Raw genomic sequence first — 19154 nt, 5'->3', positions numbered from 1 at the left:
AATTATTTTATCTACATGTTCATCCATCTTGTGGCGCGCAAGAGACTGGTTTTATTGATTCAACAAATACAGATTTGAAATGAGAGAATCTTACAATACTTGTGGGTCTGACATAAGGTACAAAATAATTAATTATCATTATAAATCAAAGTATTATAATTAATTGTAGATTATGATTTATGGCTTTTTATAGAATGGTTTGCGTGCTTTTTATACGGAATATAGGGTTTTCTTAGTGGTTTTACTGTCATTTTAGGTGCTTGTGGCGTACGAATGAGGTGTACTGATAAAGGATGAGAAAAAGAAGGTGGAGCAGTGATAAAAGGTGAGGTGAGAATAATATTTCCTTGATCATCATATGAATTTGCATGCATTTTTATGGCTTCAGGTGTGCATGTTTGTTGTCTCATATTGTTGGCTTGTGTTATGTTGCTCCCATAAGGTTTTAATGTTGCTAGTGTTAATTGGGGGCTTCCTTGGTGCAAAAATCCTATTTCAAGAAGTTGTGCAGCTTTTTCTTCTCTTTCGCTTATGTTGTTAGCACCTAGAATGACAGCAATAATTGTACGTTTATTGCGGGTGGCTGAGGCAACAAGATTAAAACCAGAGGCACAGATAAAGCCTGTTTTCATACCGTCTATCCCATAAAAACGGCCAATGAGGTTGTTTGAGTTATGCTGAATTTTTCGATTATTACCAAAATCAATGGCTGGAATAGAAAAATAATGAGCATATTGTGGAAATTCTCGACGTATTTGAACGGCTAAAAGAGCAATATCGCGTGCCGTGGAGTAGTTTTGAGGGTCTGGTAAACCACTTGCGTTTGCAAAATGGGTGCCAAACATGCCTAAACGTTTAGCTTCGCTATTCATTTTACGTACAAAATCTTTCTGTGAACCTGCAATGGCTTCACTCATGGCAATAGCTAAATCATTGGTAGATTTAACCATGGTGATACTTAAGGCTGTATCAAGTGTGAGTACAGAACCAGCTTTATAGCCTGAACGATATGAGGGAGCTTTTGCGGCGTATTCGCTGATGGTGATATGTTTGTTTGGTGAAACTTCTCCTCGGCTCATGGCACGAAAAATAACATAAGCGGTCATTAATTTTGTCAAGGAAGCAGGATACCAACGCTCAAAAGCTTGATTATGTTTTAAGATACGCCTCGTTGTAACATCAACAGAAATAAAAGGCTGCGCTAGAGCGACAGCGCTGGATAAACTCAAAATCACAGAAAAAAATAAATTATAGAAGAGACGTTGCATTAATTTAAATCTAGTTCCCTCTTATTCGTTATTTAGAATTGTTTTAATGTAGCACACAAAGCTTTTAAGTCTAGGATAGGGAGGAAAGATGGTTAATTGCTGTATCCGTTGTGTCTGTGGGATAAAAACCAACACTCATTTTTATTTTCCCCTTGAATTTGGTTTGATGACTTAAGTATCTCAAGAAATACTTTTTAAATAATGAAGATTGTACAAGATTTCATGTTCTTGGAGGGATTGAATTTCTCAGAAAAGAATGAATCTGCATAATCATGCATTTTTCTTGCTCTCCTGTTAGGATAGCCCTTGGCACTTGAGACTGTTCGTAAAAAGCATTTTAATCTTTTCTTGTATCGTTTTATTCACACAGATATCCCCGCTTGTAATGTGTAAGAAAATGATTCTAATTGATTCAACCTAGAATAGATTTGAAATGAGAGAATCTTACGGTATTCAGGGTTCTCATTCAAGTTGAATAACGCTAAAACATCCTTATAAGTCAATGAGATGTATGTTATTTAAATGATTTTAAAGAGAGGAAGAATTCTTTTTCAAAAAAATTTACACATTGATTATTTCTTATCATGTACATGTGTTTTATAATTTTGAATTAGAAAGTTTGAAGTATCTTTCTTATATTTTTGTTTCTTATACTCCGCTCAATATACAAAGTGATACATTATTCTTATCAATCAGTGCATTGTTTCATGATGATTTAGTTTTTGAAGTTTCTGAACAGCGTATGGTGGCATAGGAGGAGGGCTAGGATCTTGAGCTGCTAAGAGAAGCAGTTCATCACACGCTTTTTCAGTTTTTTGGACAAGTTGATCTAGAAAATCACGTTTGCTTAAACCTGCCTCTATCGGGGGAAGAATACGGACACGAATTGTTCCGGGATAGCGGCGAAAATTATTGCGTGGCCAATATAAACCCGCATTGTGTGCAATAGGAACAACTTGAAGTCCTAATTCATTATAGAGCGCGACAATTCCTGACTTATAATCTGGTTTTTGACCGGGTTGTCGGCGTGTTCCTTCGGGAAAAATCAAGATTTGGCGCCCTTGTTTTACTTTCTCTTTTGCTTTTTGTATAACCATTTTTAAGGCTTTGATGGGGGTTGTACGGTTAATAGGGATAATTTGTGTTTTTGCCATATACCAGCCAAACAATGGAATCCACATCAATTCACGTTTTAAAATGAGAGTGGGATCATCAAAATAGGGAACAAGACTGAAAGTTTCCCAAGCCGATTGATGCTTTGGAGCAATGATATAGGGTCCTTTGGGAAGATTTTCTAAACCTTCAATCTCATAACTTGTGCCTGCGATGTATTTTTGCAAAAAGAGTGTAACGCGTGCCCATGTTTTAGGGACAATCCATGCCTTTTTGCGGGGCATTAAAAAATAAACGGGAGCGTAAAGAATCATTTGTATGAAAGTTGTTGTATAAAAAGCGAACGTAAAAAGAATAGAACGAAGGATAAGCACTACATTTTCCATTTTATATCTATAAGAAGACTTCATATATAATATAATTCACATGAGAAAACATCTTCTTTATGTTTTTTCAAGCATCTATTTTTTCGGTAACTCATTTTCCGATATTTAAAAACAGAAGGGAAGAGATTAATGGAATTACAAAAAGATAAACTTTTTATTCCACGGATTTTATCTATTGCGGGAACAGATCCTTCTGGTGGCGCTGGAATGCAGGCGGATTTGAAGGTTTTTTCAGCTATGAAAACTTATGGTATGAGTGTGGTTACAGCTGTTGTTGCACAAAATACTCAGGGTGTGCGTTCTTTTCAGGCATTAGATGCTTCTTTTGTTGCAGATCAAATTGATTCTGTTTTTGAGGATATCCATGTTGATGCCGTTAAAATTGGTATGGTTGCAAATGCTCAGATTGCACAGGTTATTGCAGAACGTCTTGCTTATCATAAAGCGCGTTTCATTGTTTTTGATCCGGTTATGGTTGCAAAAAGTGGTGATGTTCTTTTAAAGTCTGATGCAATTGAAATTATGCGTGATGTTCTTTTGCCGATGTCAACTTTGATCACGCCAAATTTGCCTGAAGCTGCACTGTTATTGGGAGGTGAAGTGCAATGGTCTTTAGAGACTATGTATCAATATGCTCCACGACTCTTGGCGCTAGGGTGTCATGCAGTTTTGTTAAAAGGGGGACATTTGAATACGATTACCAAAAATAGTACAGAAAATTACGATTGTTCTAGTCCAGATCTTTATTGTGATTGTGAAAACCTTTTTATACTTGAAGCCTCTCGTCTTTCAACCACTCATGATCATGGGACAGGGTGTACCATTTCTGCTGCCATTGCAGCTCTGTTACCTACTCAACCTTTGGATTGCGCTGTTAAACAAGCAAAAGATTATTTGCATGGCGCTTTAACTGCTTCAGATGCTTTAAAAGTAGGGAAAGGGCGAGGGCCGCTTCATCATTTTTATGCATTATGGAAAGATTAATACAACGGTTGATTGTGAAAAATCTTCATTCTATGAATTTGTGTCGTCATTATATGATGTTTTGGGCTTATGATTGATAAGTGTTAGCGCATTGTAGCTTAACAGTTATTTTGTATTAAGAAGGATAAGAAAAAATGTTATAATTTGCTTCTTTTATATATTTTTTACGATTAATCTATCCTGTTTCAGAGGCAATTTTGAGTATAAAAAAGAGAGCAAGGAATTGTAAAATCAGGATTTGATAGCAAAAAGTGTAGAGGGAAAGACCTTTTACAAGGCGATATTAAAGCTGGCGGATCCACTATATTTGCTGTTTCTTATATTGGTGGCAAAACAGGATGAGCCAAAATCGTCATCAAAATTATTATATATCTAACATTTACATAGTTTTTGTCGGCACGGATAGGGTTTTCTAAATAGAAATTGATACTTCCTGATGGAATTATCAATGATCTTTCAGGTGATATGGTAAATTTTTTTCGGATATTACAACGTCATTATCCTTTTTTATGGAGATGCTTTATGGAATTATTGGCGTTTCAGATGAGTAGCCATGAGGAGTTTCAACATTTATACAGCAAGATCTAGAAATTTTTACGAATTTAGAGCGGACTTTAAGGTTTTTATATTTATAGTGATTAAATTTTAGCAAAAAGGTAGTCGATTGCACAATCGGAGTTTCAATAGACCTGTAGCGTGTGGTTTAATCTTTTCAAAATTGAATTTTTATTCTGTTGTTTAGCAGATGTTACCATTAAACATTTAAAATGGTCTAATTTTGTTGTGCACTATGACGATTTCAATACTTTATGTTACCTTATCTTGATTTGAAGTTATGCTTCTCATGTAAAATAGGATGCATTTATATTGTTAATCCACATGTCTATTTTAAAGAGATTTCTCTCAAAGTGTGTCACATCCATTTTATAATAACGTTCGTGAATGGTCTAAAGCCTCTATGAAGTGTATAAAGCTATTATGCTTCCCATTTTTACATTTTCAAGGTGAAAGGGGTACCTCCTATACTATTTGGGCTCCCAATTTTGCGATAGTCTTTGGTATTTCAGAGCGTTCAGAAGAAGAGTTTTTATTCCTTTCTTCAAGTGAATTTTATTGATGCCTCAATTTTTCCTGTTATGTGTGAGCAGATGATTGTGAGTGATTTTAATGTATAGAGATTTGAAATGAGATAATCCTATGATATTTGAGACGCTTGCTCAATATGAATAATGATAAATTATCTTTATAAACCAAGTTATTAATTTATTTTTGTATTGAAGATTATTCTGGATAAGAATTTGTTCAAGAAAGAGGATTATCAAATGATGTGCCAGAAATCCCAAAAATTTAATTTACTCTAAATAATAGGTGAAAACAGTTTATTTCGTTTGAAAATAATTACAATTAGCGTGAGAGATTTTTCATCATCAACTGTGATATAGAAAAAGAAACAATACATATAAAGGACCTTTAAAAGTTTTTTTAAGCTCCTTTGGTTATTGTATAAAGCAAAAATTTTTTCTATTAATTAACTAACAGACTAACCATCTAACAAACTATGATGCAACTGTCGTTTTAAATGTTTTCTTTCGAGTTCTTCATAATTATCAGTAACATACAGTAGATTATCGATCATATAAAAAATTACATTTGTTCAACTTAGATTTGTGATAGATATCTTTTTAAGACAAATTAAAAAAATAAGAAAATTTGAGTGCGTCATTTGAAACAATTATGTTTGTAATAACTGATTTTAGCTTTTCACTATCAGTATTAAAGGGGATTGGTCAAGCTTCCTTGGTTATATCGATTGCTTGATCATATTTGAGTTTTGTTGAAAATAATAAATTTTTTAATTGATGAGCAAAAAAAGAGTTCATAGCTAAACCACTACGTGTTTATTGGAATAAATTTTAAATTTACCAAAGTTTGTAAAACCAAATTTTTTATAAATGCTAATTCCCTCGTGAGAGGCTTGCATACCAATTACATGACATCTCCTTCTTTTTAAATGCTCAATAGCAATTTTTGTCATGAATGTCCCAATACCTCTTTTCTGAAAATCCGGCTTGGTGACAATATCATACACTCCACCAATCCCATCCGCTTTAATACAAAAACATATTGCTACAGGATTATTATTTATATAACCAACGAACATCTCTACATCAGAGTCTTTTTTATAATAATGGCCTATTGCTTCATAAAATATAACCGCTTCTTCATCAAAAGGCTCGAATACTGATGCCATAACATTTCCGTAATCTCTAAAATCTTGAAGGGATTCAACTTCTTTGATTTTGAAGTTATCCGGCATAGAAGTAACATGTGAGTCTATATCTTGCGCTAAAGCTGCCATTCCTACCTCTGTTTCAACATGCTCTAAGCCAATAGATAAGAGAACTTCATCAACTTTATAATGAGACGAATGAGGTCAACCCACCAAGCTAAAGGTAGTTTCTGCGCATTAAAGGAATCGATAATAGACTTTGCCTGCTCTACAGGTATAGTTTTTTGTAAATTTTTAGCAGAGATAATATTGAATGTATCTGAAGCAAATGTTGAATTAATAGAAGACACGCCATTTGGAAAATCAACAATCTTTATTTTAGGGCACAATTTTGGTAAAAAACATACTTTTGAACAAAAATTATTCTCTAATGATAAGTCAATTTTTGATTTGTTTAACATTTGTTTTTCTTATCATTGCTCATCATTTTTAATTAATCTTTTATATGGTGGCTGTAAAAAATCCGTCTAAGTTCAAAATTATTATCTTAAATCTAAGCCCCCCAATCCAATAGATGTTTCATAAGAAATTACGAATCTTAGAAAAACTTTGAAAAAAATAAATTGATACAAAACCGAATGGAAAAATATACAAAACCTGCTGGCAAGCTACATACAGCTACAACAACCGATGACAAGCTATAACTCCACACAAGAACGAATAAATACAAAATTCAATGGAGCGGGCGATGGGATTCGAACCCACGACCCCAACCTTGGCAAGGTTGTGCTCTACCCCTGAGCTACACCCGCTTACCGATTCGATATATGTCTTGTCTGTATGGCGTAGGCTTCTACGAATTGCAACAAAAAAATATCATTTTAGTTTGATTTATTTTGTCCATGTTTAAATAAAATGAAATAAAGATTGATTTTAGAAAATTCTTCAGTAATAAATTATTCCTTTTTTAATTTTTGCATGAAGAGGGGTGGAGTATAATGTTGAAGAGAATAAATATATTAGGGATTATCATTGCAACTGTTTTTATGATGAACAGTGTTGCAAAGGCCGATGACCAAGTTAAACACGTTAAAGTTGCAATAACGCAAATTATGGTCCATCCTGCTGCGGATGCTGTTCGTAAAGGTGTGGAAGATGTGCTTGCAGCAAATGGTTATAAGCAAGGTGAAAATTTTCACCTTACCTTTTTATCAGCGCAGGGTAATATTTCAACAGCAACGCAAATTGCACGTAAATTTGTTGGTGATAAACCCGATGTTATTGTCGCAATTACCACGCCTTCAGCACAAACGATGCTTGCGGCAACAAAAACAATTCCTATCGTCTTTGCAGCAATTTCTGATCCTATCGGAGCTAAAATCGTTTCTTCGCTTACCAAACCTGGCGGTAATATGACAGGGAGTTCGGATCGTATAGATGTTGCAGAAAGTGTTAGACTTTTACAAGAAGTAAAACCAGATTTGAAAAAAATTGGTTACCTTTATAATGCTTCTGAGGCAAATTCTGTTTCGACACTTAAGGTATTAAAGGATGTAGCAAAAAAAGCAGGAATTGAAATCATTCCTTCATCGGCACCAAAACCTTCAGATGTTCAGGCAGCAACACGCGCTTTAATCGGTAAGGTCGATATTATTTTTGTTCCTGCTGATAATACGATTTTATCTGTTTTAGAAGGTGCAATAAAGGTCTCAGAGGAAGCCAATATGCCTGTATTTACTGTTGATGCTAATACTATCGGGCGCGGGCCTTTTATGACGCAAGGTGTGAATTTCTATGATGTAGGGGTTGATGCTGGGAAATTGGTTGTACGTATTCTAAAGGGTGAAAAGCCTGGTGATATTGATGTTGTGCAGGCGGCTAATAATGACATTCGAATTGATTTGAAAGCAGCTAAAAAAGCAGGGATTGTTATTCCGCAGGCAGTTATTGATCGTGCAACAAAAGTGATTCAATAACTTTTATTGATAGAGTGTTGATACAATAAAAATACGTTAAGTTTTCATGGGGATTGTCTTTACATGAATATATTTGCGTTTTCTGGCGCTGTGGAATTAGGCCTTATTTATGCGTTTGTTGCTATAGGGGTTTATCTTTCATTTCGGGTTTTAGATTTTCCTGATTTAACGGTTGATGGCTCGTTTCTTCTTGGTTCCTGTGTCTGTGGTGTTTTGATTCTCTTAGGTTTCAATGCGTGGACAGCTATGGCTTGCGCTTTTTGTGCAGGTATGGCGGCTGGTTTATTAACAGCTCTATTGAATTTGCGTTTTGGCATTTTGAATCTTTTAGCTTCTATTTTAACAATGTCAGCACTTTATACAGTTAATCTTCGTATTATGGGAATTATGGGAGGGTCTAATGTTAATTTAGCACTTGCTGATACGGCGTTAACGCCCTTTTATAATCTGTTTGGTTTGTCCGATATTTTTGTGCGTCCTCTTTTCGTTGGTATTGTGTTGCTAGTTATGGCGTTTTTGATTTGGCGCTTTTTGGAAAGTGAAATTGGTCTTGCTATGCGTGCAATGGGCGCTAATCCACGCATGGCGACGGCGCAAGGTGTTCATACATCAGCATTGATTTATTTTGGTATGGGGCTTTCTAATGCGTGTGTTGCTCTTGGTGGTTCTCTTTATATTCAAACTGCCATCGCAACAGATATTACTGGTGGAATTGGAACAATTGTTTTTGGATTGGCAGCCGTGATTATCGGTGAAACTCTCTTTCGTACGCGCAATATTTTTTGGATTATAATCAGCTGTATTGTAGGGTCTGTGCTTTATCGTGTGGCGGTGCAATTTGCATTTGAAGCAAATGGCATTGGCATTGATACATCGACAGATCTTCAGTTGATTACTTCGCTGTTGGTTGTTTTAACTCTTATTGTGCCACGTTATTGGAGGAGGCGTAAACGTGATTGAGTTGTTTCATGTTGGGGTCACATTTAAACCGCAAACGCCTTTGGAAAAACAGGCTTTAATTGATATTAACCTCAAAATTGAGCAGGGTAGTTTTGTTACGGTTATTGGTTCAAATGGTGCTGGTAAATCCACTTTGCTTAGTGTTTTGGCAGGTGCAACGCTTCCCTCGACAGGAAGAGTCGTTATTAATGGACAAAATGTTTCTAGGCAATCAGTCAGTGAACGTGCGGGAAAGATTGCTTGTGTTTTTCAAGATTCCTTAGAGGGAAGTTGTGGTTCTTTAACAATTGAAGAAAATTTGGCTCTTGCTGCTCTTCGAGGAAGTCGTCGTGGTTTGCGTTCAGCTTTAAACCATGAAAAACGGCAACTTTTTCGAGAAAAAATTGCTCAATTAGGCATTGGTCTTGAAGCATATATTCATAATCCTATGGATAGTTTATCAGGTGGGCAACGCCAAGCAGTTTGTCTTGTGATGGCAACATTAGCACATGCGGATGTTTTATTGCTTGATGAACATACCTCAGCACTTGATCCTGGAATGGCTGATTTTGTGATGCGATTGACTGAAAAAATCGTTGAAGAGAAAAAATTAACGACTATCATGGTGACTCATTCTATGCGTCAGGCTCTTGATTATGGCAATCGTACCTTGATGTTGCATGGTGGAAAAGTGATTTTGGATGTCTGTCATGAAGAGCGTAAGGGCTTGGATGTCAATGATTTAATTGGCATGTTTCAGAAAGTTCGCGGGGAAGTTCTTGATGATGATGAACTGTTAATAGGTTAATAATGTGGCTCAGAAAAAAGCACATGAAGTTGATCAATTTCTAACGCGTTTTTCACGTGCTTTTCCTATTGTTCTCATTTATGGAACGGATCGTGGACTGATTTGTGAGCGTGCACAACATTTTGCTAAGCTTACACGGGTGGCAATAGAAGATCCATTTTCAACAGTTCGTTTGGATGCTGGTGAAATTGATAAAGATCCTGCACGTTTGGAAAATGAAGCGCGTACGTTATCGCTTTTTGGGGGAGATCGTTTGATATGGATCTCTAATGCGGCTAACCAAAAAGGTTTTCTTGCTGCTTTAAAGCTTTTAATTGAGAAGCCACCAGAAGCTTGTTTTATTCTCATTGAGGCAGGAGATTTAAAAAAAGGAACAGGGTTGCGCAATGTTGTTGAAACATCGTCAAAGGCAATGGCTTTGCCTTGTTTTGCTGATGATATGCGTTCTCTTGACAGTTTAATTGATGAGGTTTTAGGACAGTTTAAGAAGACTCTTTCTTTGGATGCACGTAGATGGTTGCATGAAAGTTTAGGGGCGGATCGTCTTGTGTCTCGCGGTGAATTAGAGAAGCTTTGTCTTTACGCTGAAAATGTTCATATTACTCTTGAAGATGTGAAAGCTGTTGTAAGTGATGTAAGTGTTCTTTCTCAAGATGAAGTCATTGATGCTCTTTTATTGGGCGATATATCAGGCTTTGAAGTGCATTTTAACCGACATGCAGCATTGCATGGGACGCTTTTTTTTATTTTAAGTACAGCACAGAGGCATTTTCAGCAATTACAGCTCTTGCGTTATCAGGTAGAGATTGAAGGAAAATCGCCTTTTACGGTGGTTTCTCAAGCACGTCCTCCTATTTTTTTTCAACGGAAAAAGATCGTTGAACAAGCTTTAAAATATTGGAAGTTAGAGCAAATTTCTTATGCGATGGAAAGAATTCAGAGTGCTGTTTTAGACAGCCGTAAAAATCCGCTTTTGGCTGAAGCTATCATTCGTCAAGTTTTGTTAGGGCTTACAATTATTGCACGACGCCAGATGGCCGCTTAGTGTTTTAAAAATATTATGATTTTTTATTTTAAATACAATACAGAAGCATTTTCAGCAATTACAGCTTTTGCGTTATCAGGTAGAGGTTAAAGGAACGCTATTTTTGAGGAGGCGTTTTAAGAGCTTGAAAGTTTGATAAAAACTTTCCTTCAAAAGACAATCTTGATACAGTTTTATTATCTTATTGTGCCGCAAAACACTGTTCTTTAGGTTAGTAATATAAGGCTCAGGTGAAATTTTACGCATTCGGTGTTTTTTGTGTGGGGATGTGGTGAATATTAGGTTGGTTCATAGAGTCTTAATGGAGTAACACCCCCATGTAAAACAGAGTGTCTCAAACAAAAGAAGACACTTGTATGGTAGATTCATACGCTTTCTTAGAAATATTTTTCAATGCGCGTCATATCTATTTCGCGTCGGTGTTTATGAATGGTTTAGAAGTAAAGTTCCTTGTGAAGAATATAAAACCCATAGAGCAACTTTATCTTTACGCTTAATAAAAGTGCAAGTCGACACTCATTATATACTTTGCTAGCCTCTAATGTTGCTACAGTTTTTAGCATTAGAGAGCGTTTTTCATCATTTTGCTCACATGTCTTCTTGTGACGTGTAGACAAGAGATTTTAATTGATAAGAGGGTTTGTGATGGAAAAATTTTACAGTATTCGAAGTTATGATTTAAATTGAAAACAATAATTATATTTATAAATCAATGTATTATAGATTAATTGAATCACATAAAATAGTGAGCTAGAGGAATCTTTTAGACAAGAAAATGAATTGTTTGCAGATCGGTATGAATTAAGAATTTTCTTGGGATGAGGAGAAAGTCAAAATAGATTATGATGAAAACGACAGCACCTATGGGGAAACTTTTATGTTTGATACAGAGATGATAATCTTAGCAATGAATGTGTCTCATAAACAGAACTAGCCATTGTTTATTATTAATAATTTATTATTTTTCATATTGAATCAATCAGAACAATGTCTTTTGCACGTCATAAGTGGGGGCGTGTGGATAAAAACTGTACAAAAAAGCAATAAAAATGCCTCTTATGAATGCTCTCAAATTCCAAGGTTTTTTGCAACATTGGGGGTAGGAAAATATAATGATAGTGTTTTATTAAGTGTGAAGAGGGTCGTGCTTAATAGATTATAGTTATAACATTTATGAACACTGTCGTGAGATAGGCTAGGGAGCGAGATGCCTTTTAAAACAAACCCATGAATTTGTAATCCAAATTTATTCTGTTGAGGGCGTTCTATTTTACGTGAGGGGTGTGATTCCATTAAAGGGATATTCGGTGTTTTTGTTATCAAACTTTTTCTTTATTGAGAGGGCGTGTTTTTCTCATATTTATTTGATTTATGGTATCCGGAATCGGGAGAGGAAAATGTTTTTAATGGTATCTGTTGGTATGCGTTGTTTTACGGTGTTTTCAATATTCGCGAAACTTATGTTGATGTTGTAGGTGGAGGCGTAATACGTTTTTATATAGGTCTAATGTACAAATTAATGAACGTATCGGGATAATTGGAGAAGAGTTAGTGTCTGCTTACGCTTTTGATGTGTTTTTTTGTGAGTAAATTAGTAAGATAAAGTAAACTGATGGGATTTTATGTAGAGTCGTTGTTATCCTAATTGAGAGTGCATTTTATTTTGTTTCGGTGATGCGCTTTGATCAGTAATTAAGAGGGAGCTTTAGAGCGTGATGTTAGATTTCTCGTCATTTATTTTTTATGTGTTTTCTAGGTAAAGTGATCTGTTGTCAGCTTGTGCAGATGATAATTGGTAAATTGCGTTATTCTTTATTTCCTAGTTGTCATTTTTTAATATTTTACGCATAACTCGTGAACAAACAAACAAGAAAATTGTGATTTTACGATTGTCTTTATTGCCATTTGCAAAGAATCTTTGAAGGTGAAAGATGCTCCATATTCAGTTTGAAAAAATAGCACTCATTGGGATCGGTCTGATTGGGTCTTCTTTAGCAAGAGTGATTAAAAAGAAAAATCTTGCAGCTCAGATTTCTATTGCAACACGTCGTACAGAAACCCTGAAAAGAGCGCGTGAATTGGAGCTTGGGGACTTTTATACGACAGATAATGCAAAAGCTGTTGAAGGAGCAGATTTGGTTATTCTTTCTGTTCCTGTTGGGGCTAGTGCAGAAGTGGCAAAAACCATTCGTGATCATTTAAAACTTGGGGCGATTGTAAGTGATGTTGGTTCTACAAAAGAATTGGTTATTACAGAAATGGCACCTTTATTGCCCAAAACGGTTCATTTTATTCCAGGGCATCCTATTGCTGGAACGGAATATTCAGGTCCAGACGCTGGTTTTGCTGATTTGTTTATCAATCGCTGGTGTATTTTAACGCCTTTTGCAGATAGCGATGTTGCTGCTGTCGCACAATTAACAGCGTTTTGGGAAGCTTGTGGTGCGCGTGTCAAAAAGATGGAGCCTAAGCATCATGATCTTGTTTTGGCTATTGTTTCGCATTTACCACATTTAATTGCGTATAATACTGTTGGGACAGCGAGTGATTTAGAAAAAGTAACAAATTCAGAAGTGATTGCTTATTCTGCTTCTGGTTTTCGTGATTTTACGCGTTTGGCCTCTTCTGATCCCGTTATGTGGCGGGATATTTGTTTGCATAATAAAGATGCTATTTTAGAAATGTTGGGTCGTTTTAGTGAAGGGCTTGCTTTTTTAGAACAGGCAATTCGTTTAGGGGATGGTGAAACACTGTTTAATTTTTTTACGCGTACGCGTGCTGTACGTCGCAATATTATTGATGCCGGACAGGAAATTGATGCTCCTGATTTTGGACGTCAGAGTGTTTCTAAAAAAGGGTGAATAAAAGCAAGGGGGGTTGTTGAATTTCGTTGGTTTTTTCTAGAAATCGATAAGAAGTTTTTTCTTTATTCAGTCATAGATTGCAATAAAAAAGAGTGGCGATTGCTTCGATACAGATAACCATGACTTCAAAAGGTTTTATGTGTGCACGATCATCTTGCTTAGTTCTCTATAGGGCATGTGATGTACAGAAGAGGTTACTGATCTGTAGAAGTAACAAAAAAATGAAGTCGTTGTAGAACTTCATAGAGTGGGTTATTGTTTTTGTTTTGGTATAAAGTCGGGCTTGACCGTATTGATTATTGACCTTTATATTGCAACATTGCAAAATGTTTATTTGCAGAGTTTTGATGATTTTTATAAAACTTGAAATAGACTGAGGAAGAGTTTTACCAGAAAGTATTGAGTTTTGTTAAAAAATATCTTTTGGTATAGCTATCGTATTTTTGGTGACGCAGTAAGTCATTATTGGCGTGATAATGGGAGTGCTTTTGCAAGCCATGTTGCGCTATCGGGGCTTTTAGCATTTTTCCCTTTTTTTATTTTTGGAACATCTTTTGCTCGTTTTCTAGGTGCTTTTACCTATACACCGCAAAAAATTAAAGCACTGGTGCAGTTATTGCCTGATGTTATTGCAGAGCCTTTATCTCAGGAAATTGTCAATGTTTTAACCATTCATCGAGGAGGTGTGTTGACGCTTTCTGTCATTGGAGCGGCTTATTTTGCTTCTAATGGGATAGAGGCTTTGCGTACGGCTTTAAATAAAGCTTACCGTGTTACTGATCGACGGAGTTTGTTGTTTTGTCGTTTTCAAAGTCTGTTTTTTGTAATCCTTGGAGCTTTTGGTCTTGTTGTGATTAGCTTTTTATTGATTCTGGCGCCTTTGCTGACCAAAATTATGCAAAATCATTCTTTTTTTATGACTGAATACATTGGTGTTATTCGTTTATGGCGTTATACAGTTGCAGTCGTTATTTTGTTTATCAGTCTTTTGATTGTTCATAAATGGCTTCCAGCAGGACAGCGGAAATTTATAGATATTTTACCAGGAATCGTGGTGACAATGTTTGTATGGTTTATGGCTTCTCTTGCTTTTGCACAATATTTGACGATGTTTGATTATATTTCAACCTATGCGGGGTCAGCATCTATTATGGTTGCCATTATTTTTCTTTACATCTTAAGCGCAATTTTTATTTTGGGAGGTGAAATAAACGCCGCAATAATGTTTTATCGTAACTATTGGCGCTCTCTTCGATGAATGAAAAAAACAGTAGATCGTACGAAAATCAAAAGATAGATAGAGGAATAAAACTTGCCATTACTTTGTTGGTTGATGCGGATGCTTGTCCCGTAAAAGATGAAGTTTATCGTGTGATGAATCGTTATCAGCTTAAGACATTTGTTGTGGCAAATCGTTCTTTGTTCCTTCCAGATGAAGCGCTCATTGAGAGAGTAGTCGTTGCTGGTGAATTCAATGGTGCTGATGATTGGATCGTAGAACATGTGCATGAGGCGAGTATCGTTATTACCAGTGATATTCCTTTAGCAGCAAGGGTTGTGCAAGCTGGGGGTTTTTGTCTTTCGCCAACGGGGCGTATTTTTGATGTAAATTCAATTGGTCAGGCTTTGGCGATGCGCAATTTGATGGAAGATTTGCGTGGACAGGGCAGTATAATAGGTGGTCCCCGTCCTTTTTCTCGTAAAGACCGTTCTGCTTTTTTGTCAGCACTGGATCTTGTTATACAACGTTTAAAAAGACGCGGTTATTAAAGTTATAGGGCTTCTTTAATCACTGCTTTTATAAGTGTTTTGGCATCGTCATTGGCCCATGGAGCTGCACCATTGAAGGAAGCAATGAGATATCCCTCTTTATCAATGAGCAATGTAATGGGGAGTCCTAAAGCAAGCCCCTGTTTTCTAACATTATTGAAAATATCCATTGTTTCATCGCGATAGTAAAGCAAATTATCTGAATGAATATCTCGTAAAAATTGCTGAATTTTTTCAGGAGAAGCAGTTTTATCGATATTAATCGCTATGACATCAAAGTTTTCTCCACCTAATTCACGTTTTAATTGCGCAAGTTCGGGCATTTCTGTGCGGCAAGGTGCACACCAAATAGCCCATAGATTGACCAGCATTGGTTTTCCGGTAAATTCGCTGAGTGTACGCTCTTTTCCTAGAATATCCTTGAAAGAGAGTTTATTCATATCCGAGGGTGTATCAGCAAATCGTATGTGGCTAAAAAAGCCTTTTGCTGCTTTTCGTATCGCCATCATTTTTTCTGCTCGTGCTTTATCAGTGTTTATTTCTTGTGCTTGTGCTGCTGAAATGAAATTGAAAAGAAAAAACTCTCTTTTAGTATCGTAGTTTATGGTTGCGTATAAACTCAATGCAATGATAAAGAATGCAAGGGAGAGTTGCCTTTTTTTATTGTTTTTTTCGCTGATGAAAATTTGAAAAATCATAATTTTGTCCTTTGGATGGGTGTTTTCAGAATATGACAGATGAGAAGTTAAAGAACCAAATATGGGGTGGTCGGTTTACGGCAGGTCCTGCTGCAATTATGGAAGAAATTAATGCCTCTATTGATTTTGATCAAAAACTTTATCGACAAGATATTGAAGGTTCTCTTTCTCATGCGGCTATGTTAGCGCAAACGAAAATCATTTCACAATCAGATTATGAAAAAATTGTTCATGGTTTGAAACTTATTCGCCAAGAAATTGAAGACGGTAAATTTGTTTTTTCACGAAAGCTTGAAGATATTCATATGAATATTGAAGCGCGGTTGAGTGAATTGATAGGTTCTGTAGCAGGGCGTTTGCATACGGCGCGTTCACGCAATGATCAAGTTGCTGTTGATTTTCGCTTGTGGGTACGTGAAGCAACGCAAAAGATAGCACAAGCTTTAAAAGGATTGATAGAGCAATTACTTATTCGCGCAGAACAACATGTTGATACCTTTATGCCGGGCTTTACGCATTTACAATTAGCCCAACCTGTAACATTGGGCCATTATATGATGGCTTATGTTGAAATGTTCGGTCGAGATTTATCGCGAATGCGTGATGCTCTTGAGCGAATGAATGAATCTCCTTTGGGTGCTGCTGCTTTAGCAGGAACAAGTTTTCCGATTGATCGCTTTATGACAGCACAAGCACTAGGCTTTCGGGAACCTACACGCAATTCAATTGATAGTGTGTCTGATCGTGACTTTGCATTGGAGTTTTTAAGTGCTGGTGCTCTTTGTGCGATGCATCTTTCGCGTTTGGCGGAAGAAATAATTCTTTGGTCAAGTGAACAGTTTTGTTTTATTCATTTGTCAGATGCCTTTTCAACGGGTTCGTCTATTATGCCACAAAAGAGAAATCCGGATGCGGCAGAGTTAGTACGAGCGAAAGCAGGTCGATTGAATGGTTCGCTTATGGGATTGTTAACGGTGATGAAAGGATTACCGCTTGCTTATTCAAAGGATATGCAAGAAGATAAAGAATATGTATTTGATGGGGCTTTGAGTTTGAAATTATCACTCGCAGCAATGACAGGGATGATTGCTGATTTGAAAGTGAATAAAAAAGCCATGAAACAAGCAGCGGATTTAGGGTATGCAACAGCTACGGATTTTGCTGATTGGCTTGTCCGTGAATTAGGGATTCCTTTTCGTGAAGCACATTACATAACAGGGCGTGCTGTGGCATTGGCAGAAAGAAAACAGTGTCGCCTTCATGATTTATCATTAGATGAACTTCAAGCAATTTGTCCTGATATCAATGCGACACTTTTTGATGTTTTGACCGTTGAAAAATCTGTTGAAAGTCGTAAAAGCTTTGGGGGAACAGCACCTTCAGAGGTTCTTCGGCAAATTGCATATTGGAAAAAGCGTTTCGTGAGCGCTTGAATAATTGTATTTTAAAAGTAAAAAAGAAAGCAAGATGAGGAAAGAGGACTAATGAAAGTTATAATAAAGGGGTTGATGGTTGTCCTTTTTGGGGGCTTTGGTGTCGTTGGGTGTGGGCGTAAAGGATCATTGGAGATGCCTCCTACAAGTGTGGAAAAACCTAGGCAGGGAACATCTGTTGCTAAAAGTGAAGATGATAAACCTTTTATTCTTGATCGTTTGATAAAGTAGGAGGCAAGTGTGGATTTTTTCTCCTATCATCAAGGTATACTTTATGCTGAGGGGTGTTCACTTGCTATGCTTGCACAGGAGGTGGGAACTCCTTTTTACTGTTATTCGGCCAATGCATTGGTTACACATTTTAAGGACTATCAAAGAGCATTTCAAGGGATGCCCAGTCTGATTGCTTATGCGGTTAAAGCGAATTCTAATCAAGCAGTTTTGCGGCTTTTAGCTAACAATGGAGCGGGAGCTGATGTGGTCTCAGAAGGTGAATTACGGCGTGCTCTTGCTGTTGGTATTCCGGCGCATTGTATTGTTTATTCTGGGGTTGGTAAAACCGTGAGAGAGATAGATTTTGCTCTTTCTCAGAATATTTATTGTTTTAATGTTGAATCAGAGCCGGAACTTGAACAGTTATCGCAACGCGCTGTTGCACTTTCAAAAATAGCACGTGTTTCATTGCGTATTAATCCAGATGTTGATGCAAAGACCCATAAGAAAATTACAACAGGAAAATCTGAAAATAAATTTGGTATTCCCTTGTTGTTGGCAAGAGAGGCTTATAAAAGAGCGTCCTCTTTGCCTGGATTGCAGGTTTGCGGTATTGATATGCATATTGGCAGTCAAATTTGTGATTTAAAGCCGTTTGAGGAGGCGTTTATTATTATCGTAGATTTGGTGCGTCAATTGTGGAGTGATGGTTATGCAATAACGCATATAGATATTGGTGGCGGGCTTGGTATTGCCTATGGTTGTGAACAACATACCGTACCCTCCCCTTTTGATTATGCCGCGCTGGTAAAGAAGCATATTGCTCCTTTAGGGATTAATATTGTGGTGGAGCCGGGGCGGAGCATTGTGGGTCAAGCTGGTGTGTTGGTAACCTCTGTTCTCTATTTAAAAAAGGGGCAAGGGCGGAATTTTGTTATTGTGGATGCGGCGATGAATGATCTGATGCGTCCAACGCTTTATGATGCTTGGCAGAATGTCGTCCTTGTGAAACAAGCAGCAAAAGACGCCTCCCTTATTCGTGCAGATATTGTGGGTTCTGTTTGTGAGACTGGTGATTATTTAGCATTAGATCGTTGCTTGCCAATTTTGGCACCCAGTGATCTTTTGGCAATTACGCAAGCTGGGGCTTATGGTGCCGTGATGGCGAGTACTTATAATAGCAGACTTCTGGTCCCTGAAGTTCTCGTTCAAGATATGCGTTATGCAGTTATTCGTCCACGTCTTGATTATGCGCAATTAATGGGATGTGATCATATTCCTGATTGGATTGAGCCCAAATTAGATTGAGCATTATTAAATATTTTTGGTCTTATTTTTACTAAACTTTGATGAAACAATTTATTTTCTAGAAATTGTTCTGTATGGGGTTTATGATCTTAATGCACCACGGTAAAAGGGGATAAATG

The 19154-nt window shown here is 36.7% G+C and carries 16 protein-coding genes and 1 tRNA gene; 11 read left to right on the top strand and 6 right to left on the bottom strand.

Translation table 11 applies throughout. The annotated features are described in order from the left end of the window. Positions 1-170: 170 nt before the first annotated feature. Positions 171-1268 carry a D-alanyl-D-alanine carboxypeptidase family protein gene (locus ACFILZ_RS00305; RefSeq protein ID WP_375609965.1) on the bottom strand — a complete coding sequence of 366 codons (1098 nt, stop codon included), beginning with the start codon at positions 1266-1268 and terminating at the stop codon, positions 171-173. 692 nt (positions 1269-1960) lie between these two features. Next, complete coding sequence (locus ACFILZ_RS00300; protein ID WP_375606059.1) at positions 1961-2767, bottom strand: lysophospholipid acyltransferase family protein; 807 nt, start codon at positions 2765-2767, stop codon at positions 1961-1963. 129 nt (positions 2768-2896) lie between these two features. On the opposite strand from ACFILZ_RS00300, the gene thiD reads away from it, so the two are divergent. Continuing rightward, positions 2897-3751: a bifunctional hydroxymethylpyrimidine kinase/phosphomethylpyrimidine kinase gene (gene thiD, locus ACFILZ_RS00295; RefSeq protein WP_375609964.1), complete on the top strand. Its 855-nt coding sequence runs from the start codon at positions 2897-2899 to the stop codon at positions 3749-3751. A gap of 1882 nt (positions 3752-5633) precedes the next feature. Here thiD and ACFILZ_RS00290 read toward each other — a convergent pair. The 3 genes from ACFILZ_RS00290 to ACFILZ_RS00280 form a co-directional block, all read right to left on the bottom strand. Beyond that, the gene (locus tag ACFILZ_RS00290) at positions 5634-6110 is read right to left on the bottom strand and encodes a GNAT family N-acetyltransferase (RefSeq protein WP_375609963.1); all 477 of its coding nucleotides are present in this window, start codon (positions 6108-6110) and stop codon (positions 5634-5636) included. A gap of 23 nt (positions 6111-6133) precedes the next feature. Continuing rightward, positions 6134-6442 carry a hypothetical protein gene (locus ACFILZ_RS00285; protein WP_375606056.1) on the bottom strand — a complete coding sequence of 103 codons (309 nt, stop codon included), beginning with the start codon at positions 6440-6442 and terminating at the stop codon, positions 6134-6136. A gap of 276 nt (positions 6443-6718) precedes the next feature. Continuing rightward, positions 6719-6793 (bottom strand) — tRNA-Gly (locus ACFILZ_RS00280). 186 nt (positions 6794-6979) lie between these two features. Between ACFILZ_RS00280 and ACFILZ_RS00275 the strand changes: the two genes are divergently transcribed. From ACFILZ_RS00275 to ACFILZ_RS00245, 7 genes are all read left to right on the top strand, one after another. Further along, the gene (locus tag ACFILZ_RS00275; protein WP_375609962.1) at positions 6980-7957 is read left to right on the top strand and encodes an ABC transporter substrate-binding protein; all 978 of its coding nucleotides are present in this window, start codon (positions 6980-6982) and stop codon (positions 7955-7957) included. 63 nt (positions 7958-8020) lie between these two features. Continuing rightward, positions 8021-8917: an ABC transporter permease gene (locus tag ACFILZ_RS00270; protein ID WP_375609961.1), complete on the top strand. Its 897-nt coding sequence runs from the start codon at positions 8021-8023 to the stop codon at positions 8915-8917. Beyond that, positions 8910-9704, top strand: coding sequence for an ABC transporter ATP-binding protein (locus ACFILZ_RS00265; protein ID WP_375609960.1), 795 nt, complete (start codon positions 8910-8912; stop codon positions 9702-9704). The genes ACFILZ_RS00270 and ACFILZ_RS00265 overlap by 8 nt, the downstream gene beginning before the upstream one ends. Positions 9705-9708: 4 nt before the next feature. Next, positions 9709-10749: a DNA polymerase III subunit delta gene (holA, locus tag ACFILZ_RS00260; protein ID WP_375609959.1), complete on the top strand. Its 1041-nt coding sequence runs from the start codon at positions 9709-9711 to the stop codon at positions 10747-10749. A gap of 1931 nt (positions 10750-12680) precedes the next feature. Further along, positions 12681-13610: a prephenate/arogenate dehydrogenase family protein gene (locus ACFILZ_RS00255; protein ID WP_375606051.1), complete on the top strand. Its 930-nt coding sequence runs from the start codon at positions 12681-12683 to the stop codon at positions 13608-13610. A gap of 409 nt (positions 13611-14019) precedes the next feature. After that, positions 14020-14871, top strand: a complete 852-nt coding sequence (locus ACFILZ_RS00250) for a YihY/virulence factor BrkB family protein (RefSeq protein ID WP_375609958.1) — start codon at positions 14020-14022, stop codon at positions 14869-14871. Next, positions 14868-15383 carry a YaiI/YqxD family protein gene (locus tag ACFILZ_RS00245; RefSeq protein WP_375606049.1) on the top strand — a complete coding sequence of 172 codons (516 nt, stop codon included), beginning with the start codon at positions 14868-14870 and terminating at the stop codon, positions 15381-15383. Before ACFILZ_RS00250 ends, ACFILZ_RS00245 begins: the two co-directional genes overlap by 4 nt. Positions 15384-15385: 2 nt before the next feature. On the opposite strand, the gene ACFILZ_RS00240 is transcribed toward ACFILZ_RS00245, so the two are convergent. Further along, a complete protein-coding gene (locus tag ACFILZ_RS00240; RefSeq protein ID WP_375609957.1) occupies positions 15386-16081 on the bottom strand; it encodes a TlpA disulfide reductase family protein in 696 nt (231 codons plus the stop codon). 32 nt (positions 16082-16113) lie between these two features. On the opposite strand from ACFILZ_RS00240, the gene argH reads away from it, so the two are divergent. From argH to lysA, 3 genes are read left to right on the top strand one after another with little or no spacing between them, the layout of a single operon-like run. Continuing rightward, positions 16114-17514, top strand: coding sequence for an argininosuccinate lyase (gene argH, locus ACFILZ_RS00235; RefSeq protein ID WP_375609956.1), 1401 nt, complete (start codon positions 16114-16116; stop codon positions 17512-17514). 51 nt (positions 17515-17565) lie between these two features. Further along, entirely contained in the window at positions 17566-17745 is a 180-nt protein-coding gene (locus tag ACFILZ_RS00230) for an LPS translocon maturation chaperone LptM (protein ID WP_375609955.1), read from the top strand. Between the two features lie 9 nt (positions 17746-17754). Next, positions 17755-19035, top strand: coding sequence for a diaminopimelate decarboxylase (lysA, locus tag ACFILZ_RS00225; protein ID WP_375606045.1), 1281 nt, complete (start codon positions 17755-17757; stop codon positions 19033-19035). Positions 19036-19154 lie beyond the last annotated feature (119 nt).

Source organism: Bartonella sp. AP40SXNS, assembly GCF_042195825.1.
GTDB lineage: Bacteria > Pseudomonadota > Alphaproteobacteria > Rhizobiales > Rhizobiaceae > Bartonella.
The sequence above is the reverse complement of the archived record's forward strand: the minus strand, read 5'-3'. Positions and strand labels throughout refer to the sequence as shown.